We start from the raw sequence: 20,816 nt of genomic DNA on the forward strand, positions 1-20,816 counted from the left end.
CATCGACGGCCGCAGCGATCTGTACGCCCTCGGCGTGATGCTCTACCAGCTCACGACGGGGCGCTGCCCGTTCGAGGGGTCCGGCAAGGAGATCGTCCGCGGGCACCTCGAGCTGGAGCCGACGGCGCCCGCGTCGGCCGCTCCGACCGGGGCGGCGGCGCCTCTCAGGCCCCTCCTCGAACCGGCCCTCTCCGCGATCATCCTGAGACTTCTGTCCAAGGAGCCGTCGCAGCGCTTCGCGAGCGCGGCCGAGACGCTCCAGGCGATCAACCGCGCGACGGGGCGTCGCCATCCGATCGAGACGGCCGAGACGGGGGTCGCCTACGCGACCTGGGCGCCGCTCGTCGGCCGCGAGGCGGAGCTCGCCCGCCTCACCGCCCTCGTCGATCGCCCGCGCGGCGGCCTCCTCGCCCTCGTCACCGGCGAGGCCGGCGTGGGGAAGACGCGGTTCCTGTCGGAGGCGCGGCGCCACGCGCAGGTTCACGGGAAGCTCGCGGCGGGGGTCGCGTGCCGCCCCGGCATGCCCGCCTTCCAGCCCGTCGTCGAGGCGCTCGCCCTCCTCGGCGCGGAGCCTCTCGACCTCGGATCGGCACCCGACGCGACCGCCTCCACCGAGACGTCGCGCGTGCGCACCGTGGACGCCGCGGCGTCGGCAATCCTCGCGCGCGCGGCGGAGACGCCGACCGCCCTCTTCCTCGACGACGCACACCTGGCCGACGCGGGAACCCTTTCGGTCTGCGAGGCGCTCGCTCGCGGCGCCGGCGACGACGCCCCGCCCCTTCTCATCGTGCTCGCCTGCCGGATCGAGGAGATGGACTCCCCCGCCCTCGGCGCCTCCCTCGCGCGGTTGAGGCGCCACGCGCGCGTCGAGGAGATCGCGCTCGGCCCGCTCGACGCGCCGCTCACCGCAGCCCTCCTCCAGGGGATGCTCGGCCTCGCCGAGGCCCCGGAGCCTCTCGTCGCGCTCGTGCAGCGCGAGACGTCGGGGAACCCCTCGTTCATCGAAGAGGCGGTTCGATCGCTGATGGAGGACGGCACGATCTCGCGCCTCGGCCTCTCCTTCCGCGCCGACGTCGACGCGCTGACGACGATCTCGTTTCCGGCGGGCGTGGGGGACGCGATCCGGAGGCGCCTCTCGCGGCTCGGCGACGACGAGCGGTGCGTCCTCGAGGCGCTCGCCTCGGCGGGGCGGCCGGCCGAGCGCGCCTTGCTGCGCGACGTCTCGGGGCTCGCCGACGCGGCGCTCGACACGGCCCTCGCGGCGCTCCGATCGCGCGGCCTCGCCGGCGAGCAGATCGGCGCCGAGCCCGTCTACTTCGTCGGGAGCGCGCGCGTCCGCGAGCACGTCTACGACGGTCTCGACTGGGACCGGAAACGCTCGCTCCACGGCGCGCTGGCCTCGGCGCTGCGCGCGCGCGCAGACGCCGGGGCGCCGGTGCGGTTCGAGGAGCTGGCGCGCCACTTCATCGAGTCGGGGGACGCGGAGATCGGCCTCTCGTACGCCCTCGAGGCGGCCCGCCGGAGCCGCAGCGTCGGCGCGGGGGCGGAAAGCGTGGGCTTCTACCGCCAGGCCCTCGAGCTGATCCCGTCGGGCTCCCACGCCGAGCGATCCGAGATCCTGAGGAGCCTCGGCATGATCGAGCGCGAGCTGGGCCGCGACGCCCAGGCGCTCGAGACCTTCGAGCAGGCGCTTCGCGCGGCGATGCAGGCCTCGCGGCGCGATCTCGCCGCCCTCGCCCGCCTCGAGAAGGCCTCCACGCTCATGGCGCGCGGGCGCCCCGACGAGGCGGTGCGCGAGGTCGAGCGGGCCCTCGAGCTGCAGGCGGCCACCGGGGATCTGATCCTCCTCGCGCGCGGCGAGAGCATCCTGTCGGGGGTCTTTGCCCGGACGGGGCGCATGGACCGGGCGATGGAGACGCAGCGCCGCGCCCTCGACGCCGCGCAGCGCGCGGGGAACCCGCGCACCCTCGCCGCGGCGCTCAACAACCTCGCGAACCTCGAGTTCGTCGGCGGCCGCCACGACGAGGCGATCGCCATCCAGCGGCGCTCCATCGAGCTGCGGCGCGAAATCTCCGACGCGCACGGCGAGCTCGAGGCCTCGAGCAACCTCGGCCTTTTCCTCGTGGAGGCGGGGCGGCTCGAGGAGGCGATCCCGGTCCTCGACGAGTGCGTGACGATCTCGAAGTCCCTCGGCGATCTCCCCTCCCTCGTCGAATCGCGCATCAATTTGGGCGCGGCGCTCGCCGCCCGCGGCGCGCACGATCTCGCCATCCGATCCTTCGAGGAGGCGGCCGGCGTCGCCATCCGCATCGGCGACGAGGGGCGCGCCTCGAACGCTCTCGACGGCTGGGGGGCGGCCCTCCGCACCGTGGGGGACGCCGACGGCGCCGCCGAGCGGCACGCGCAGGCGCTCGAGCGCGCGCGGCGGGCGGGCGACGCGGTGCAGGAGGCCTTCGCCCTCGCCTCCCTCGCCCTCGATCGGGCCGTCGCCGGCGACGCCGACGCGGCCCGCGACGCGGCGAAGCGCGCCTCGCGCCTTCCCGGCGGCGACCTGCCGCCGAGGGCGCGCGCGCGCCTCCTCGAGGCGACGGCGCGCGTGCACCTCGCCACCGGCGCCCTCGTCGACGCCGCGGGGGCGGCGCGGGAGATGCTCGACGTCGCGAGGGGGGCGAGCCTCGGCCCCGAGGAGGCGCAGGCGCTCCTCCTCCAGGCGACGGCGGTCTTGGCCGGGAACGACGCCCCCGCCGCGTGCGAGGCGGTGGACGAGGCGATCCGGGTCCTCCCGCCGGGGAAGCACGACGAGATCCGCTGGCGCGCCCTCGCCTTCCGGGCGTTGCTCAGGGGGGTGGACGCGGCGGCGGCCCGCGCGGACCGGGACGAGGCGGCGGGGATCATCGCGGCGCTCGCCGAGCGCATCTCGGACGGCGAGTGGCGCGCGCGCTACGTCGGCCTCGGCGATCGCGCGGCGCTTCTCGCGGCGTCGGGGAAGACGCAGGGGATGCGCCCTCTCGTCGGCGGCTCGCTCGCGGCAATCTACCGGATCTCGGAGCTCATCACGGCCTCCTCGGACACCGACGAGATGCTCGCGAGCGTCCTCGACCTCGCGCTCGAGATCGTCCGCGCCGAGCGGGGGCTCATCATCCTCCTCGACGGCGATCGGCAGGAGGTCCGCGCCGCGCGGGGGGTCGAGCCTGAGACGATGGCCGACGCGCTGGAGTACAGCCGGAGCGTCGTGCGCGAGGCGGCCCAGGCCCGCACGCTCATCACCCTCAACGCCGACGCCGACGATCGGACGCACCACTCGAAGAGCGTGAGCCTCTTCCGGATCCAGTCGCTGGCGTGCATCCCGATGCGCATCGGGAGCCGCGTGATCGGCACCGTCTACCTCGACTCGCGGACGCCCGGGACGGCCTTCCCCGACGAGCAGGTGGAGTTCCTCAAGGCCTTCGCGAACCTCGCGGCCGCGGCCCTCGAGATGTCGCGCCTGAACTCGCAGCTCGCCACCGAGAACGTCTCTCTCGTCCGGGAGGTCCAGGATCTCCGCAAGGCGGCGGCGAAGCGGACGAGCTACCAGCACCTCATCGGCAAGACGGTGAGGATGCAGGCCGTCTACGACCTCCTCGACAAGGTCTCCGCCAGCGCGCTTCCCGTCCTGATCGCGGGCGAGTCGGGGACGGGCAAGGAGCTGGTGGCGCGCGCGATCCACTTCACCGGCCCGCGGCGCGAGCGGAAGTTCCTGAGCGAGAACGTGGCGGCGATCCCCGAGACGCTTCTCGAAAGCGAGCTCTTCGGCCACATGCGCGGGGCCTTCACCGGCGCGGATCGCGATCGCAAGGGGGTCTTCGAGCTCGCCGACGGCGGCACCCTCTTCCTCGACGAGATCGGCGACATGTCGCTGCCTCTCCAGGCCAAGGTCCTTCGCGCGCTGCAAGAGGGGGAGATCCGCCCCGTCGGCGGGAAGAACGCCATCAAGGTCGACGTGCGGATCGTCTCGGCGACGCACCGCGATCTCGACGCCATGATGAAGGCGGGGACCTTCCGCGAGGATCTCTTCTACCGCCTCAACGTGGTGCGCATCAACATCCCCGCCCTGCGCGAGCGCAAGGAGGACATCCCGCTCCTCGTGGAGCACTTCCTGACCCGCGCGGCCGAGGCGTCATCGGCCCCGAGGAAGCGGATGGACATCTCGGCGCTGCAGCTCCTTCTGAGGTACGACTGGCCGGGGAACGTGCGCGAGCTGGAGAACGAGATCATGAAGCTCTCGGTCCTGACGGCCGCGCCGGTCATCACGCAGCAGGACCTCGTCCAGCACCGCGAGCTCCTCGAAAAGCTCACCCGGCTCGAGGAGGCCGGGGGGGCCTTCCAGAGCCTCGACACGCTCGAGAAGAAGCAGATCGAGCGGGCCCTCGCCGAGTCGGGGGGGAATCGTGCCCGCGCCGCGACCCTTCTCGGAATCTCGCGCGCGACGATCTACCGCAAGCTTCGCGAGTACGGCCTCTCGGACTGACGCCGCCTCTCGGACTGAGACGCGCCGTCTCGTCGCGAGCCTCTCCCCCGTCGTTTCCGTCTCACGATGAGACCGTGATCGCTCCTCACCTCGAAGCCGCCCGGCCCCATGCCATGGTCCAAGCTGTTGAATTCAAATGTCTAACACCTTTCGAAAGAGGCTCCCGACAAGGCTGGCACTCCCGTTGCTCAAGAGAAGGACGACAGCAACAACTCACCGGAAGGCACAAGCCGACCGGGATGACAGAAGTGAATGGGGGTGCAAGATGTTCGCTCGCAGGATTTCGGCTCTCGTGCTCGCGGTGCTCGTGGTGGCAGTGGTCAGCGTCCAGCCGGCGCACGCCGGTCTCGGTGGCTGCGTGTTCGGCTGCCGTCCTCAGGCCGCCCACGCTCCCGTCGTCAAGGGAGGCTCGGCGACCGCCTTCATCATCGACTCGCTCCGCTGGTTCCTGCCGAGCGACGTCGCCTCCTCGCTGAAGGCCGCGTGGTCCAACCGTGGCGATCTCTCGGTCAACGGTCACGCGAAGGTTCAGGGCTTGGGCGGCTGCTTCTTCGGCTGCAAGCTCTAACCTCAACCACGGACCCCCTGGGGAGGGCGCCGCTCTCAAAACCCTCCTCAACTGAAGGGCGCTCCTCCAGGGGCGCCCTTCTTGCGTTCGGGGGATCCGCCGAACCCGATCGCGATGCCGTGGTGGCGCATGCGCCGGTACAGCCGCGGCCGGCTCCATCCGATGTACTCGGCGGCCCTCGTCTTGTCCCCCTGAAAACGCGTCAGGGCCAGCTCGATCATCACCCGCTCCCGCGGGCTCTCCCGATCGTCGCCGGGATCCCGGGGATCGGGCTCCGCGAGCGCGTTGTCCACGATGCGCTCGGGAAGCTCGGCCACCCCGAGGATCGAGCCGCCGGAGAGGACGAGCCCCCCTTCCAGCACGTTCTGCAGCTCGCGGACGTTTCCCGGCCAGGCGTACCTCAGGAGCATCTCCATCGCCTCGCGTGAGACGCCGGCCTTCGAGACCGCCGGGCGGAGGCGCGAGAGGACGTGCTCCACGAGGTGCGGGATGTCCTCGAGGCGCTCGCGAAGGGCGGGGACGCTGAGCCCCACGACGTTGAGCCGGTAGTAGAGGTCCTCCCGGAACTCCCCGCGCTCGACCATCGCGCGCAGGTCGCGGTGGGTCGCGGCGACGACCCTGAAGTCCGAGCGGCGCAGCTCGCGCCCTCCCACCGGGCGGAACTCCCCTTCCTGGATGACCCGGAGCAGCTTGGCCTGGATTCTCGGCGGCAGGTCTCCGACTTCGTCGAGGAAGAGAGTCCCTCCGTCGGCGAGGGCGATCAGGCCGGGACGATCGCGGTCCGCTCCGGTGAAGGCCCCCCGCACGTGGCCGAAGAGCTCGCTCTCGACCACCCCTTCGGGAAGCGCCGCGCAGTTCTCCGCGATGAAGGCCATCGCCGCGCGTGAGGAGAGGGAGTGGATGGAGCGGGCGACGACCTCCTTGCCGGTGCCGCTCTCCCCCTGGATGAGGACGTTCGATCGGCTCTGCGCGACGCGTGAGATCAGCTCCTTGAGCCGCTGCATCGCGACGCCGGGTCCAATCAGCGTCCGGTCGAGCTCAGACGGGTACCCCCGGTGCGGTCTCTGCTCGTGCATTCTCCTCCACGACGCCCCCCGCGGCCGGTCCCCGCCCCCGACCGTGCGTCGTCGCGGGGCGCCCCTGACAGAGTCCCATCCCGACCAGCAACGGAGATGCCACGGGCGCGCCGGAAGCCCGCACCCGGCGTGGGTTTCGGGCGAACCTCCGGATGCTCAAGGCGTTGCGGGGGCGATCGCACGGGAGGAGGCAGATGGGCGATCGCGCCGACAACGGCGACGCTCGCGAGAGTCCCGCGCGCGACGTGAGGCGACCCGACCCATGTGACAGGCGGTGCGACACGGCCTCTCTCTCATCATGAGACGGCCGAGCGAGCCGTCGCGCGGCAGCGCATTCGAGCTTGCGGGATCTCAAGCGCCGCGGCGTATTTCGGGCGCTCGCGCGCGTGGCGCCCCGCGCTCTCAGGATGAGAGCCGGCCCATCGCGTCTCCCTCGACGGGTCGCGCGGTTCACCAGAACGCACGCTGCACAAGGGTTTCGAGCCGTCGACCTTCGTGACGCTGGCACCCCGGTTGCTGTTCTCGGGGCATTCGCGGGTTCCGGCTGGCCGGAGACGCCCGCGAGACAAGCTCCCAGTTGCGGCGGTTCCCAGGACGAGACACACCGCCGCACCCTTGCGAGGCTGCAGACTCTGGAGGAGGGCGGCACCCCCAACCTCTTCCTTCGCGGGGGGCGACGAAGCCCGGGACGGCGTTGGTCGTCCCGGGCTTCACTCTTTTCAGGCGGCCGCGACGCCTCCGGGAAGCCGCTCGGTGAGATCGAGGTACGCCGTCAGCGCCTCCCCCTGCGCCGTGAAGCGCCTCTCGAAGAGGCGCAGGATCTCGGCGCGCCGGAGCGATCCCTCCTGGTACCCGTCGTAGATCTGCTGCCCCAGGAAGTACCCCAGCTCGTGCGTCAGGACGCTGAAGCGCGCGCGATCCGCGGTGCGGATGCCGGCGAGGAGCTGGGGGGGGATCTCGTCGTAGTGCGCGTACCCTCTCTCGAACTTCTTGTGCAGCAGGATGAAGTCGATGATCTCGCAGAACTCCTCGTACCGGTAGCCGGTCTCGCGCTCGACCACGTCGCGCGACTTGCGGTAGAACCGGTAGAACTCCGTCTCGAAGAAGTGATTCCGCGACGGGTCGATGACCTTCGAGCCGAAGAAGCCGAGCGCTTCCTCCATCACCGCCGCGTAGAAGGCGTCGGCGCGCGAGGCGGGCGGGGCCGGGACCGTCCCGGCGTCGCCCCGGAGCGCGTGGTTGACGAAGTGCGCCGCCTCCTCCCCCGCGTGGACCAGGTTGAAGGCCCCCAGGTAGATCGCGTTGATCCGCGGGATGTAGCACGAGCCGTTCCGGCGGATGTGCTCGGAGATCTCCCGGAGATCGCGCCTGGGCAGCTTCTCCGCGCGGAGCAGCCGCTCGAGGCCCGCGAGGTCGGCGCTCGCGTAGACCTCGGGGTAGGCGTCGACGAGGAAGCCATCGGTCGCGGCCGCGCCCCTCTTCTCGAGGGGGCGCCGCTTGCGGTACTTGTCGATCCCGAGGAAGGAGAGGATGGCGTCGACGACGGTGTGGACGCTCGCCGTCAGATCGAGCTCCGTGTCGTCGGGGCGATCCTGGTTCCAGCGCTCGATGGTGTGGCGGTACGCCTCGTACTTCTCGATCGGGGAGGTGTTGAAGACGCAGAAGACGTTGCGCCCGACCGTGACCGTGTCGGCGTGCTCGTGCCCGCGCGCCACGAGATCCCAGTAGACCTCCTCCAGGTTCTGCAGCACCCGGATGGACCGGCGCTCGAGGTTGCGACTCGCGAGCTCCTCCCTCACGGCGACCGGAAGGTGGCTCGTCGCGAGGTGCGACTCCCCCACGATCACCACGACCTTGGCGTCGGGGCGCGCGGCATAGATGTCGGCGATCCGGGCCGCCATGTACCGGTCGCGCTGCCTGAGCCGTCGGATCCCGGCGCGCGGCGCGCTGTCGATGCCGTACGCGGGCACGCCGCGCCGGCGGGCGGTCTCGAGGATCGAGCGGAAGGCGTTCCAGTCGTACCCCCACTCCTGCTCGTAGCGCGTGCGCCTCAGGAAGTCGGCGTCGGAGAGCTTCCCTTCCATCCACGCGTCGAGGATCGCCTGGTGCCGGCCGTAGACCATCTCCATCGCCAGCACGCCGCGGCGGGATCGCGCGAAGACCTCGTGGAGAAGGCGCGCAGCGAAGTGCTGGCTCGCGGGGAGGGCGTGGAAGTCGCCGACGTAGATGATGTCGGCCTTGAAGCAGGCGACGACCAGATCGTCGAAGCTCGAGAGGGTCTGGAGGTGGGGGAACTCGCGATGGTACGTGCGGACGTAACCGCCGCGGGAAGCGCCGTCGACGCGGTGGATCTCACCCCGGAGCCGGGCCACGGCGCGGCGCGCGACGGCGATCTGGGCGAGCGTCTCGGACGCGGGCACGCGGGGGCTTGCGCTCAGCGGCTCAGCCGGGCTTCTTTTCGGTATCGCCCTTCGACTCCGGCTCGTCGCCCTTCATGGCCTTCTTGAACTCGCGGATCCCCTCACCCATGCCGCGGCCAATCGCCGGAAGCTTCTGAGCGCCGAACAGCACCATGAGAATCATCCCGAGAAACAGGAGCTCCTGCCAGCCGATCCTTCCCATCGTCTCACTCCTTCATTCATGCCTTCCGCCGGGACGGCGCCCGCCTCACGGCGTCGCGGCCCCCGGCGGCGGAAGGATCTCCCTGTCGTTCCCGCGCCGCCGCGTCACCCGCTCGGCGTCGAGGTGCTCCAGGAGCGGTATCGCGTTCTTCCGCGACGTTCCGGTCAGCTCCTTGAAGGCGGCGACGTCGATGATCGCCCGCTCCTCGCGCAGCTTCCAGAGGGACTCTTTCAGCCGTGCGACGGCGTCCGCGTGATAGACCGTTCCATCCCTGATTCTGACCAGCTGCCCGCGTGACAGCAACAGATGATAGATCCTTTGGGCCCTGGCTGCATGGAGGCGCCGGGCGGCGACGACCTCCTCGAGAGTGGGTGGGTTCAGCCCGGCCTCGCGGAACGACGTTTCGACGACCAGCATGAGCTCCTCGTCCTCCCCCGCCACGGCGACCGAGTGCCCCGGAAGGGCCGCGAGCTCCTTCTCCAGCCTGATGTCGCGCGCCGCGGCGAGCCGGTCGAGGACGAGGCGGGCGACGTCGGGCGCCACCCCCGGCAGGGCGCGCTCCCGCAGCTCCTCGCGCCCGAGCCCCATCATCAGCGGGTGCTCCCGATGGTGCCCCGCGAGCACCTCGCGCACGCGCTCCCGGTGCCGGACGAGCCCGCCCGCGTCGAGGTACACCGGCGCCCGATCGCCGAGCGCCACGGCGCTCCCCGCGCCGACGAGGGACTTCATGACGCCGCCGATCGCCTCCGGGGTCAGCCCGGTGCGCACGACGAGGTCCTCCGGGGTCAGGCCGCCGGGCGCCCCCTGGAGCGCGTGGAGCGCGACGGCAGGCGGCCCCGACGCGAGGAGCGTCGTCGAGGCGGAGCTGCGCGAAGGCGCGTCCCCCCGGCGCGATCGGGGCGGCGCCCACCAGCTTCACGCGCGCCAGGATCTCGGTGGTCCCCTGGTGGAACCGCACGCGCGACAGATCCTTGAGCGGCGCCGGGGCCGACGGGAGAAGCGTCAGATCGACGTCGAGGAGCGAGGAGGGCCTCACGAAGCCGGCGGGGGCGAGGAGATCGCCGCGCGTGACGTCCGCCGCGTCGATCCCCTGCAAATTGAGCGCGGTCCGCTGCCCGGCGACGGCTGAGCCGACGTGGGCGCCGTGGACCTGGATGCCCCGGACCCGCGCGCGCACGCCCCGGGGGAAGACCTCGATCTCGGCGCCGTCCGTCACGTCGCCGGCGACGAGCGTCCCGGTGACGACCGTCCCGAACCCCTTCACAGAGAAGGATCGGTCGACCGGGAGCCTGAAGAACGACGCCGTCGACCGCGCGCGGACGCGGCCCGCGAGATCCGCGAGCGCTGCGCGCAGCTCCGGGATCCCCTCGCCGGTCCGGGCGCTGACCGGGAGGACGGGCGCCCCCTCGAGAAACGATCCCCGGACCAGCTCGCGCACCTCGAGGGCCACGAGCTCCAGGAGATCGGCGTCCGCGAGATCGCGCTTCGTGAGAGCGACGAGCCCCCCCGCAACGCCGAGGAGCCGGCAGATGTCGAAGTGCTCGCGCGTCTGCGGCTTGATCGACTCCTCCGCCGAGACCACCAGCACGACGAGATCGATCCCCGACGCCCCCGCGAGCATGTTCTTCACGAAGCGCTCGTGGCCCGGGACGTCGATGAAGCCGAGGGTGGTCCCGCCGGGAAGGCTCAGCGGCGCGAAGCCGATGTCGATGGTGATGCCGCGGCGCTTTTCCTCGTCGAGGCGGTCGCAGTCGACGCCGGTGAGCGCGCGCACGAGCTCCGTCTTGCCGTGATCGATGTGACCCGCCGTGCCGACGATGACGTGCTTCATGGCATGACGTGCCGCGGCGGATGGAGCGGCCGGCGTCACTCCCTGATTTCGCGGAGCTTGCCGATCTCCTCCTCGTAGTACTTGCGGAAGAGGATCTCCCACTCCTGGCTCCCCTCGGGAATGGTGCGCTTCTGCGTGACGATCTTGGAGCGGACGCGGCGCTCGATCTCCTCGTCCTTGCGGAGCTCGTTGCGCAGCAGCGTCAGGATGTCGAGCCGGACGTCGTTCCGCTCCTTCAGCAACCGCACGCCGGGAGCCGCCTCGAGCGCGCCGATGAGGACGTGGGAAAGGTGGACGACCTTCTCATGGCTCAGCTTCAACGCGCGGCTCCTACAGGATCAGCTTTCGCTTCCGGACGAGCTCCTGCTTGATCATCTTGAACATGTCGTGGTACTGGACTCCGGTCCGCGTCATCTCGTCGGCGTAGTTGTTCATGATCTCGCGGACCTCGTCGTTGAGCTTGTCCTCCACCTGGAGATCGTCGGAGAGGGCGGCGCTCATGGACTCGGTGAGCGCGGCGCGATCGTCCAGATCGACGGCCTTCCCGCGGACGAGCCCCTTCACGATCTGGTGGCCGATGTGCTCGACGAGCGATCGGGGCAGCTTCACGTGCGTCTCCGCGGGGATGTTGGGCTCAGGGCGACCGGCGGAGGATTCTAGCACAGGGGGGTGCGGCGCCCCGGCGGCATCACGGACGCGCGGCGGTGGAATCGTTCAGCGCCCAGTCGAAGTCGAGGTACCGGATCGCGACGGACCCGCGCGTCACGAGCGCCGCGTCCTCCGGCGAGAAGTAGCGCGCGACGTAGGCGGCCCTCGAGCCCGCGCTCCGGTCGAAATCCTCGCCGAACCAGTCGAAGATCTGCGACAGGTAGAGGATCCCCTGCTCGCGATCGAGGCGGACGCGGCCCGGATCGGCCATGAAGGCCCGCGCCGCGGCGTCGAGCTCCTCCTCGAGCGCGGCGCCGTGGAAGGAGGTGTTGCGCAGGCGCGGTCCGCCGAGGCTCGCCGCGACGATCGCGAAGTGCACGCGCGGCTCGTGGAAGTCCGGCCGGAGGATCTTGTGCAGGATCGTGTCGAGCGTACCCTCGCGGCGCCCCATCCTGAACTTCAGCCCGCGGAAGAAGGTGAACCGGCCCATCTGGCCGATCTCCCGGACGCTCCTCACGGGGTACGCGGCGGCGACCCCCTCGAGCGCCGCGAGGTTGTACGCGTTGATCCAGAACGAGAGCTTCTCGGAGCGCGAGGCGAGCTGATCGGGCTCGGCCGCGCGCGCGACGTCGAGGCACCTCCCGAGATCGGGATCGGCCTTGAGGGCGGCGTAGTCCACGAGCCCGTCGTGAACGTGGCGCCCGAGGAGGATGTCGAGCCGTGAGGAGAGATCGCTCGCCGCCTCCGGCGCGTCCGGCGCCGGCGCCTGGCACGCCGCGGCGAGGACGGCGGCCAGGGCGGCGGCCGCAGGCGCCCACAGGGCGCGCCGCCGGAGCCGCCCGCCGATCATGAGCCCCGGAGGGTCTTGTGGACCAGGCGGTAGAGATCCGAGAGGTTGAAGGGCTTCGTCAGGTACGGGTTTCCGATCTTCTGGAAGAACGCCTGGGTCTCCGCCGAGACGCTGTCGCCCGTCGAGAAGATGATGCGCCGCGCGAGGTCGGGATCCATCTCGAGCACGGTGTCGTAGAGCTCGCGCCCGCCCATGGTCGGCATCTTCATGTCGCTGATGATCAGGTCGTAGCGCGCGCCGCTCAGCATCTCGCGCGCCGCGTTGCCGTCGGCCGCCGATTCGACGTGGTGCCCCTCGGCCGAGAGGGCCTCGCACATCATGTCGGCGAGGCTCAGCTCGTCCTCGACGACGAGGATGCGGCGCGACGGGATCGGCCCGGCCTCGATCGCCTCGGCGTGCGCCGGCGGCTGCGCTTCCGCGACGGGAGCCCCGGCGGGGATCTCGATGACGAACGTCGTCCCCGAGCCGACGCGGCTCCGGGCGTGAATCGTCCCGCCGTGCTCCTGCACGGTGCCGTACGCGATGCTCAGGCCGAGGCCCGTCCCCTCTCCCACGGGCTTGGTCGAGAAGAAGGGATCGAAGATCTTCCGGAGGCTCTCCGCCGGGATGCCGGGGCCGGTGTCGGTGATCTCGGCGGAGCAGGTCTGGCCGGTGGAGCGCGTCACGATCGTGAGCAGCCCGCCGCCCCCCTTCTGCTTCATCGCCTGGCGCGCGTTGTGGATGATGTTCACGAACACCTGCTGCAGCGCGTGGAAGTCCCCGACGAGCGGGACCATGTTTCGATCGAGATCGACGTCGACGATGATGCCGTCGGACTGGAGCTGATAGCCCATGAGCTGAAGCACCGACCCGAGGACGCTGTTGAGATCGACCGGCCGCCGCTCGGACGGCTGCTTGCGCGCGAACCTCAGCAGGTTTTCGACGATCCGGTGGCAGCGCTTCGCCTCGCTGTTGATGGCCGTGATCTTCTTCTGCACGTCGGCGACGAGGTTGCGCTCGGCGAGGAGCTGCGCGAATCCGGTGATGGACGCGAGCGGATTGTTCAGCTCGTGCGCGAATCCGGAGATCATCACCCCGAGGGACGACAGCTTCTCCGACTGCGCGAGCTGGTCGAGGAGCCGCCTCTGCTTCGTCACGTCGCTGAGGACGAGGACGATCCCCTCGGGCGCGCCGCGGAGCCCGGCGACCGGAGCGGCGCTCACCTGGTAGAACTTCTCCGTCTCGGCGACGGCGATCTCCTGCGGGATCGGCGCCGACCCGCCCGCGACGGACTCCATCAGGCTCGCGATGTCGATGGCGCCCAGCCGCCTCAGCCGCTTGCCGAGGGGGCGTCCCTGGATGTCGCGCAGGAGCGCCCTCGCCGCCGGGTTGGCCACGGAGACGTTCAGGCGGCGATCAAGGAGGACGACCCCCTCCGTCATCGAGTCGAGGACCGCCTGGATCTTCAGGACCCCGGCCGCCTCCACCTTGGCGACGCGATCGAGCGTCAGCGCCGCCTGGCTCGCGATCGTGTAGAGGAGCCGGAGCTTGGCCTCGGGAAGCGCCGCGGCGCCGGGCTGCACCGAGACCAGCCCCAGGAACCGCCCCTGGACCGACAGATGGATGTGGATCGGATCCGGGGAGGGGGCCCGCCCGGGAAGGCCGAAGGGGCGGGGGCTCCTGAACTGGTTCACGCGGACGACGAGGCGCGCGGGCCGCCGGCTCGCCGCCCCCGCGGCCTCGCGGAGCACGCCCCTCCGGAACTGGCGGAGCGCCGACGGCGAGGCGTCTCCGTGGGTCTCGACGAAGAGCTCGGCCCGCTCGGGGGTCGTCAGGAGGAGCGCGAGAGCCTCCATCCCGATCTCGCCCGCGAGGTTCTCGGAGAGCACGAGGGCGACGTCCTCGGCGGTCTTCGCGTGGGCGAGCGCACGGCTCGTCTCGTAGAAGAGCTCGAGCTCGGACCTCCGCGCCCCGACTCGCCGATCGAGGTCCTGCCGCGCCGCGACGAGGGCGAGGGAGGGGCGCAGGAGGCCGACGGCGATGCGAATCTCGTGAAGGTGCCGCCGCACCGCGTCCGGGTCGGCGTGGCTGAGCGCGAGGAGAGCGCCGGCGGAATCTCCTCCCGGCGGGACGAGCCACCACCAGAGTCCCGAGCGGCCGAGGTAGGCCGACTCGGAGTAGATGGCCGGCGCCCCGGGGGCAATCTCGAGGGGCCCCGCGCCTCGGAGAGCCGCGACCGCGGCGGATCGGCCGTCCGCGGGGGACGGCGCCGGAAACGGAGGGGGCGACGCGGCCCACTCGAACTCGAGGCGGCGGGCGTCGGAACGAAAGGCGAGGAGGAACGCCCGGAGGCCGGGGACAGCCTCCTCGAGCGACGCGGCGAGCGCGCTCGCCGCATGCTCCGGAGGGCTGGACGCGAGGACGGCGGCGAGCTTCAGGATCAGGGAGTCCGCGCCTCTCGGCTCACTCTGGGGAGGCATCGGACGGGGATATTAGTTCCCCGTCCGAGAGGGAGTCAAACCGCTACCAGGAGCCTTCGGGGACCCCGCCGCCCGGCTCCGCCGCCGGGAGAACCACCTGGAGACGGCCGTTGCGCGACCCGCGCTCGCTCGACTCTGCGGCCTGCCGCATCGCGGGAACCGGCCTCGGGCCGAGGGACTTCCGGGGCGCGTACGTCCGCACGGGCCCCTTGAGCGGCGCCGGCTTGAAGCTGTGCAGCGCGAAGATGCGCCGGAGCTTCTTCTTGGCCTGCGCTTCGATCTGCCGGATCCTCTCGCGGCTCAGACCCATCGTCTGCCCGATCTCCTTGAGCGTGAACGCGCGTCCCCCCGCGAGCCCGAAGCGGTTCATGATGACGGCGTGCTCCTGATCGGAGAGCATGTGCAGCGCGGTGCGGACGAGGTCGCGGCTCTCGGTCTTCAAGAGCTCGTCCTCGGGATTGATGCACTGGCTGTCCACGAGGTAGTCGGAGATCGGGATGTCCTTGTCCTTCCCGATCTTGTCGTCGATGGAGATCTCGCGCAGCTTGATCTGGAGGATTTCGTCGATCTTGGAGATGCTCGCGTCGAGCTCGCGCGACAGCTCGTCTTTTTCGGGCTTGCGTCCGAGCGATCGGGCCAGGCTCTGCTCCGTGTCGCGGACCTTGCGCACCTTTTTCATCTGGTAGTTCGGCACGCGCACCAGCGAGGACTGCTCGGAGAGCGCTTTCAGGATCGACTTGCGGATCCACCAGATGGCGTACGTGATGAACTTCGTCCCCTTGTTGTGATCGTATCTCTGGGCCGCTTCGATCAGCCCGATGTTCCCCTCGTTGAGGAGATCCTCGAAGGCGAGGCCGAGATTCCGGTACTCGTTCGCGATCTTGACGACGAAGGAGAGGTTGGACTCCACCAGCCGGTTCAGGGAATCGGGCCTGTTGTACTTCCGCGCCCGACGCGCGATCTCCATCTCCTGTTCCTTGCTGAGGATGGAGTAGCTGCCGATTTCAGAAAGGTACCGGGCGAGGCAGGAGTCCTTCTCAACCCGTCTGCTCATCAGGCGCACCTCGACGAAGCGGTCTCCGGGCAGGGTGGGGAGGCCATGGAAGTTGAAGGGGAACAGAAAGTTCCGCGATCTTTCGGTTGACAGTAGTTACAGATCGCTGTATTTTCAGGAGACCATCGTGGGGAACCGGGGAGGTGGGTGAGCTTGTTTCGGAGAAGCGGCGCGCCAGACGGTGGGAAAAGACGCTCAAAACGTCGCTTCATCGGCATCGCCCCCCCGAGGATGCACGGAATCAGCTGATGGTGCCAAAAAATGATGTATCAGCAACTTGCGCCGCCAGTCTTGGTGACTCCCCCCTGGCAACCCAACGCTGCTGCGGAAATCGCGAAGTTCATACTATGTACCGCCCGGAACCCTGTCAAGGACTTTGTTGCCGTGTTAGCATTGAGGGCGCCGAGAACGGCATCAGGCGTAACAAGCGAACATCCTGACGGCGGGGCGCGGTCGGGCCGCGTGCTGGTGAGCATCAGATGATCGTGAAGCGGACCCAGTTGCCTCTGGTCGGACAGAGGATCCGCGAGTTGAGGAAGGATCGAGCCCTCACGCAGGCCGACCTGGCGATGCGCGTGGGCATCCAGCAGTCGGACCTCTGCAGGATGGAGACCGGGGAGTACAAGGTCAGCCTCGAATCCCTCTTCAAGATACTCAAGATATTCGAGATGAACATCGCAGAGTTCTTCCACCTCACCACCACGGCCGATGTCACGCCGGGCGAGCAGGAGATCCTCTCGATGTACCGGACGCTCCCCCACGCCGCGCGCGAGCAGGTGCGCGAGTTCATCTACTTCAAGGGAACGAGGGCGCGCCGGACCCGGCGCTCGACTCGCTCCGCACGTCGCTGAGAGGCATCGACACGTGACACCCGAGCGCATCGCCAGGTTCCGCCGGCTGATGCGGACCGGGTACGCCCTCGTCAAGCGGAGCCGGTTCAAGCCGGCCATGGCCCGGTTCGAGGAAGCCCGTTCCATGGCCGCGCGCTCGCGCGCCTACGGGCTCGCCGACAAGGCGATCGCGAACCGGAGCATGGCGCTCATCGAGATGGGCGAATACGAGAAGGCTGCGGTGGGGCTCAAGGAGATCATCCTGCGCAGCCGCGACGACGAGACGATCTGCGGCGCGGCGTACAACCTGTCGATCAGCCTGCGGCGCCAGAACCAGTACCAGAAGGCGTGCTTCTACGCGCGCCTCGCCAACGAGAAGAGCCGCGCCATCGCCGACGCCAACTGGATCGCGCGCTGCCACAACCTGATGGGGAACCTGCACCTCGTCCGGAGCCGGCTCGAGCCGGCGCTCCGGGAGTACCGGAAGGCCCTCGCCATCCGCCTCAAGGAGCCGCGGCTCAACGAATTCGGCGTGGGCATCCTCCGCGACAACATCGGGTACTGCCTCCTGCTGCTCGAAAAGCACGAGGAGGGGATCCGCGAGATCCGGGAGGCGCGCGCGCTCGCAGAGAAGGTCGGGAACCGCCGGCTCCTCTGCGACTGCTGCCACGACCTCTCGTTCGGCTACATGCAGCTCCGGAAGCTCGAGGAGGCGGAGCGCGAGGGTGAGCGCGCGCTCGCGCTCGCCGAGGAGCTGGGCGCGAAGGACATCATCAAGAACTGCTACTACGTCCTGGGCGAGATCAACTTTCTGCGCGGGAACGAAGCGCGGCGCGATCATTACTTCTACCTGCTCCAGAGCATGCACCCGAACCTGCCCTTCCTGCGCGATTTCCTCTGCACGTTCGACGTCAGCAACATCATCGCCCTGCGATTCCCCTGAGAGGGGGGCCTTCCCTGCGCCGTCTCGCCGCTCCGGTCCTGCTCGTCGCCGGATTCTCCTGCGCCTCCGCCGCATCCACCGTCGTCGACATGCGCGGGAGGCTCGTCACCGTGGAGGCCGTCACGGCGATCACGACGGACGGGGGGAGCGTCTCGGCGCTGAAGGTGCGCCAGGGGCTCAAGGACGGGCGGACGTCGGAGGAGATCATCCCGGAGACGGCCGATCCCCTCGCGGATCTCGCGCCCCAGGCGCTGCTCGACCCCGACACCGGCGATCTCATCGTCGTCTGGAATCGTCACGACGGTCGCAAGCTGACCCTCGCGTCGAGCCGGCGGGACGCCACGGGAACGTGGACCGCCATCGCGTACCTCGACACGGGAAAGCAGGAGCCGAGCGATCCCGAGGTCGCGCTCGACACGACGTCCCGCCTCCACGTCGTCTTCAAGGTCTCCGAGGGGAAGGGGGAGTTCGGGCTGCGCCATCGCGCGTACGATCTCTCGACGCTGCAGCCCGTGAGCGACGCCGTCGATCCGTTCGCCGCGGAGGCGCCGGCGCCGAAACGCGAGGCCGCCGCGTCTCCGAAGGCCGAGGCGCCCACCGCGCCGCGCGCGGGGAAGCCCGCGGAGGCGACTCCCTCTGCCGGGCCCGCCCCCGGCCTGACCGTGGCGCCCGGGAAGCCCGCCGCGTTCACGGCGTACGGGGTCGAGGCGGGATGCGAGACCGCGGTGGTCTACCGCGTCGCCGGGGAAAAGCTCGATATCGCGACGCTGACCCTCTCGAAGTGGTCGACGGGGAGCGTCGAGATGGGATCCGCATCGGACCCGGCCACCGCCCGCTCCCTGGCCGTGGAGATCGCCCGGCGCTTCTGCCGCCCCTGAAAATTCCCGCCCTCAGTGATAGCGGTACGACTCGCGGTCGTCACCCCCGTCTTTCCGGTCGTCGAGGGCGCGGAACCGGCGGCGGCGCATCTTGAAGCGGGCCTCCGCGACCCATCGCCTGGGGTCCCACCAGCCCGTCAGGGCGAGCCACCCGACGAGCATCCCGCCCAGGTGCGCGAAGTAGGCGACGCCGCTCCGGCTGAAGGCGCCGATGAAGTAGAGCTGGAGCAGCGCGAAGAGGCCGACCATCACGCGCGCCGTCATGGGGAAGAGGCCCATGAAATACGTGACGCGGTGGGGAAACGTCATCGCGTAGGCGATCAGCAGGCCGAAGATCGCCCCGAGGCGCCGATCGTCGCCGACGGCTCGCTGCGCATGATGTTCGCGAGGCACGTGAGCAGCCCCGCGCCGATGCCGCACACGAAGTAGTACCGCATGAACCGCGCGGCGCCCCACCGGACCTCGAGATCCCCCCCGAACATCCAGAGCGTGAGCATGTTGAAGACGAGATGCCAGATGTCGATCGTGTGGTGCAGGAACATGTACGTGATCGGCTGCCACAGCCAGAACTGGCGCAGCACGCGGACGGGATCGAGGGCGAAGAGATCCTGGATCTTGAACGTCGCCTCGGGTCCCGCCAGGAACTGCACGAGGTGGATCGCGACGTTCGCGATGACGAGAGCGCGGACGGCCGGCGTGAAGGGCGCCACACGGAGCTGGATCTGCCTCGAATCGTATCGCGACGCCATGCCGCCCTCAGAAGGATGCGAAGCCTACCATAGCGCTCCCGCCCCCACTACCCGTGATAGGATGCGCCCCGCGACGCGCGCCCGCGGCTCTGGGCGCGCCCACGGGATGCCACGTGCGCGAACCCCAGAAGGTCGTCGTCCACTTCATGAACCACACCCTCCTGAAGGGACACGCGCGCTTCTTCTTTCACCACCAGATGCAGATGCTGATGCAGACCCTCGAAGGGGAGGAGAAGCTCATCCCCCTCGCGGAGGTGAAGGCGGTCTTCTTCGTGCGGTCGTTCACCGGAGATCGCCTCCGCAAGGAGAAGAAGGAGGCGGGGCCCGACTCCCCGCGGCTCGGCGACGGGGTCCGCGTGACGTTCCTCGACGGCGAGACCCTCATGGGCCGCGCGGTCGGCTACAAGCCCGAGGATCGCGGCTTCTACTTCAAGCCCGCGGACCCGAGGAGCAACAACGAGATCGTCTACATCCCGCAGACGGCGGTGAGAGAGGTCGTCGTCGGCGACCTCGAAGGCTGACCCGCCGGCCGGGCGACCCGGCCCGCGGGGCTACTCCCCCAGCTCGACGTTCCAGTACGCGAGATCCAGGAAGTTCCTCCACGCCTCGTACCTGCCGCCGTTGAACGAGAGCTTCACGAGCGGATGCCAGCGCGGCTTCTTCGGCTCCTTCCGGAGCTCCATGCCGACCTCCGGCGGGAGGTGGGACCCCTTCCGGGCGTTGCAGGTGATGCAGCAGCAGACGACGTTGTCCCAGGTCGAGCGCCCGCCGCGCGACAGCGGGATCACGTGGTCGAGGTTCAGGTCCTTCGTCGCGAACTTCCTGCCGCAGTACTGGCAGCGGTTCTTGTCGCGGAAGTAGATGTTCTTGCGGGTGAACCGGACCTCGTGCGGCGGCAGCTCGTCGTAGTGCAGGAGCACGATGACCCGCGGGACCTTGATGAGAGCGGCCGGGGTGTGGATGACCTCGTCGTGGGGCTGGACCGGGATGTCGCACCAGTTCTCCCACGTGTACGTGGAGTAGTCGGGCTGGACCGCCTTGACCTGCCCCTTGTACAGGAGGCAGAAGGCCTTCCTCACGGACGTCACCTGAATCGCCTGGAAGAGGCGGTTCAGAACGAGGACATTCGACTCGAGCACCCTTGGACGATCTCCCGAACCTCGAGGAAAACTTAGATAAGTCCGCGAAAGTCTGTCAAGCCCCCAGGCTGCGCACCGACTCCTCCCGATCGCGGTGCCGCTCCATCGCCAGCCGGATGAGCCGCTCGACGAGCTCGGGGAAGGGGACGCCGCTCGCCGCCCAGAGCCGCGGGTACATGCTGATGGGCGTGAACCCCGGTATCGTGTTGACCTCGTTGAGGAGCACCGCCCCGTCTTTTCGCCGCACGAAGAAGTCGACCCGCGCCATGCCGGCGGCGTCGAGCGCGCGGAACGCGGCGACCGCGAGGCTGCGCACCTCCGCGGTCTGGCTCTCCGTGAGCTTCGCCGGAACGATGAGCTCCGAGCCGTCGTCGAGGTACTTGGCCTCGTAATCGTAGAACTCGCGCGATGGGACGATCTCCCCGACGACCGACGCCTCCGGATCGTCGTTCCCGAGGACCGCGCACTCCACCTCCCGCGCGTCGACCCCCTCCTCCACGACGACCTTGCGATCGTACGCGGCCGCCTTCACGAGCGCGGGGGCGAGGTCCGACTCCTTCTTGATCTTGGACACGCCGACGCTGCTGCCGCCGTTGGCCGGCTTCACGAACAGCGGAAGGGACAGCGCGCGGAGGGCCTCGTCCGCCGCCGCCGCGGCGTCC

19 protein-coding genes and 1 pseudogene are annotated in these 20,816 nt (G+C 69.8%); 6 read left to right on the forward strand and 14 right to left on the reverse strand.

Annotated features, from left to right (window positions below):
• Together HY049_18410 and HY049_18415 are read left to right on the forward strand one after the other, a co-directional pair.
• Positions 1-4,507, forward strand: a 4,507-nt coding sequence (locus HY049_18410; GenBank protein ID MBI3450874.1) for a sigma 54-interacting transcriptional regulator, incomplete at its 5' end; no start/stop codon positions are given.
• Positions 4,508-4,772: 265 nt separating this feature from the next.
• On the forward strand, positions 4,773-5,075 hold the full coding sequence (locus tag HY049_18415; protein MBI3450875.1) for a hypothetical protein: 303 nt from the start codon (positions 4,773-4,775) through the stop codon (positions 5,073-5,075).
• A 47-nt stretch (positions 5,076-5,122) separates the two neighbouring features.
• On the opposite strand, the gene HY049_18420 is transcribed toward HY049_18415, so the two are convergent.
• The 10 genes and pseudogenes from HY049_18420 to HY049_18465 form a co-directional block, all read right to left on the reverse strand.
• Positions 5,123-6,151 (reverse strand): sigma-54-dependent Fis family transcriptional regulator, encoded by a 1,029-nt coding sequence (locus HY049_18420; GenBank protein MBI3450876.1) that lies wholly within the window; start codon positions 6,149-6,151, stop codon positions 5,123-5,125.
• 719 nt (positions 6,152-6,870) lie between these two features.
• Entirely contained in the window at positions 6,871-8,571 is a 1,701-nt protein-coding gene (locus HY049_18425; GenBank protein ID MBI3450877.1) for a ChaN family lipoprotein, read from the reverse strand.
• Positions 8,572-8,593: 22 nt separating this feature from the next.
• On the reverse strand, positions 8,594-8,773 hold the full coding sequence (locus HY049_18430) for a twin-arginine translocase TatA/TatE family subunit (protein ID MBI3450878.1): 180 nt from the start codon (positions 8,771-8,773) through the stop codon (positions 8,594-8,596).
• A gap of 45 nt (positions 8,774-8,818) precedes the next feature.
• A complete protein-coding gene (locus HY049_18435; protein ID MBI3450879.1) occupies positions 8,819-9,541 on the reverse strand; it encodes a SelB C-terminal domain-containing protein in 723 nt (240 codons plus the stop codon).
• Between the two features lie 139 nt (positions 9,542-9,680).
• A pseudogene (gene selB, locus HY049_18440) lies at positions 9,681-10,604 on the reverse strand (selenocysteine-specific translation elongation factor).
• Positions 10,605-10,639: 35 nt separating this feature from the next.
• Positions 10,640-10,924 (reverse strand): DUF507 family protein, encoded by a 285-nt coding sequence (locus HY049_18445; protein MBI3450880.1) that lies wholly within the window; start codon positions 10,922-10,924, stop codon positions 10,640-10,642.
• A gap of 10 nt (positions 10,925-10,934) precedes the next feature.
• Positions 10,935-11,213 (reverse strand): DUF507 family protein, encoded by a 279-nt coding sequence (locus HY049_18450; protein ID MBI3450881.1) that lies wholly within the window; start codon positions 11,211-11,213, stop codon positions 10,935-10,937.
• 79 nt (positions 11,214-11,292) lie between these two features.
• Positions 11,293-12,102, reverse strand: a complete 810-nt coding sequence (locus HY049_18455) for a DUF547 domain-containing protein (protein ID MBI3450882.1) — start codon at positions 12,100-12,102, stop codon at positions 11,293-11,295.
• Positions 12,099-14,561: a response regulator gene (locus HY049_18460; GenBank protein MBI3450883.1), complete on the reverse strand. Its 2,463-nt coding sequence runs from the start codon at positions 14,559-14,561 to the stop codon at positions 12,099-12,101. The genes HY049_18455 and HY049_18460 overlap by 4 nt, the downstream gene beginning before the upstream one ends.
• A gap of 43 nt (positions 14,562-14,604) precedes the next feature.
• The gene (locus tag HY049_18465; GenBank protein ID MBI3450884.1) at positions 14,605-15,615 is read right to left on the reverse strand and encodes an RNA polymerase sigma factor RpoD/SigA; all 1,011 of its coding nucleotides are present in this window, start codon (positions 15,613-15,615) and stop codon (positions 14,605-14,607) included.
• Between the two features lie 530 nt (positions 15,616-16,145).
• On the opposite strand from HY049_18465, the gene HY049_18470 reads away from it, so the two are divergent.
• From HY049_18470 to HY049_18480, 3 genes are all read left to right on the forward strand, one after another.
• On the forward strand, positions 16,146-16,466 hold the full coding sequence (locus HY049_18470) for a helix-turn-helix transcriptional regulator (protein ID MBI3450885.1): 321 nt from the start codon (positions 16,146-16,148) through the stop codon (positions 16,464-16,466).
• 13 nt (positions 16,467-16,479) lie between these two features.
• Positions 16,480-17,388 carry a hypothetical protein gene (locus HY049_18475; GenBank protein ID MBI3450886.1) on the forward strand — a complete coding sequence of 303 codons (909 nt, stop codon included), beginning with the start codon at positions 16,480-16,482 and terminating at the stop codon, positions 17,386-17,388.
• 89 nt (positions 17,389-17,477) lie between these two features.
• On the forward strand, positions 17,478-18,266 hold the full coding sequence (locus tag HY049_18480; GenBank protein MBI3450887.1) for a hypothetical protein: 789 nt from the start codon (positions 17,478-17,480) through the stop codon (positions 18,264-18,266).
• A 12-nt stretch (positions 18,267-18,278) separates the two neighbouring features.
• Here HY049_18480 and HY049_18485 read toward each other — a convergent pair whose 3' ends face one another.
• Positions 18,279-18,659 carry a rhomboid family intramembrane serine protease gene (locus tag HY049_18485; GenBank protein ID MBI3450888.1) on the reverse strand — a complete coding sequence of 127 codons (381 nt, stop codon included), beginning with the start codon at positions 18,657-18,659 and terminating at the stop codon, positions 18,279-18,281.
• Complete coding sequence (locus tag HY049_18490) at positions 18,587-19,015, reverse strand: rhomboid family intramembrane serine protease (protein MBI3450889.1); 429 nt, start codon at positions 19,013-19,015, stop codon at positions 18,587-18,589. The genes HY049_18485 and HY049_18490 overlap by 73 nt, the downstream gene beginning before the upstream one ends.
• Before the next feature lie 113 nt (positions 19,016-19,128).
• On the opposite strand from HY049_18490, the gene HY049_18495 reads away from it, so the two are divergent.
• A complete protein-coding gene (locus tag HY049_18495; protein ID MBI3450890.1) occupies positions 19,129-19,536 on the forward strand; it encodes a hypothetical protein in 408 nt (135 codons plus the stop codon).
• 30 nt (positions 19,537-19,566) lie between these two features.
• Here the strand turns inward: HY049_18495 and HY049_18500 are convergent, their stop codons facing one another.
• Together HY049_18500 and HY049_18505 are read right to left on the reverse strand one after the other, a co-directional pair.
• Positions 19,567-20,154: an HNH endonuclease gene (locus HY049_18500; protein MBI3450891.1), complete on the reverse strand. Its 588-nt coding sequence runs from the start codon at positions 20,152-20,154 to the stop codon at positions 19,567-19,569.
• Between the two features lie 55 nt (positions 20,155-20,209).
• Positions 20,210-20,816: D-alanine--D-alanine ligase (locus HY049_18505; protein MBI3450892.1), on the reverse strand; the 607-nt coding region annotated here is incomplete at its 5' end.

Source organism: Acidobacteriota bacterium (assembly GCA_016195325.1).
Lineage (GTDB): Bacteria > Acidobacteriota > Polarisedimenticolia > JACPZX01 > JACPZX01 > JACPZX01.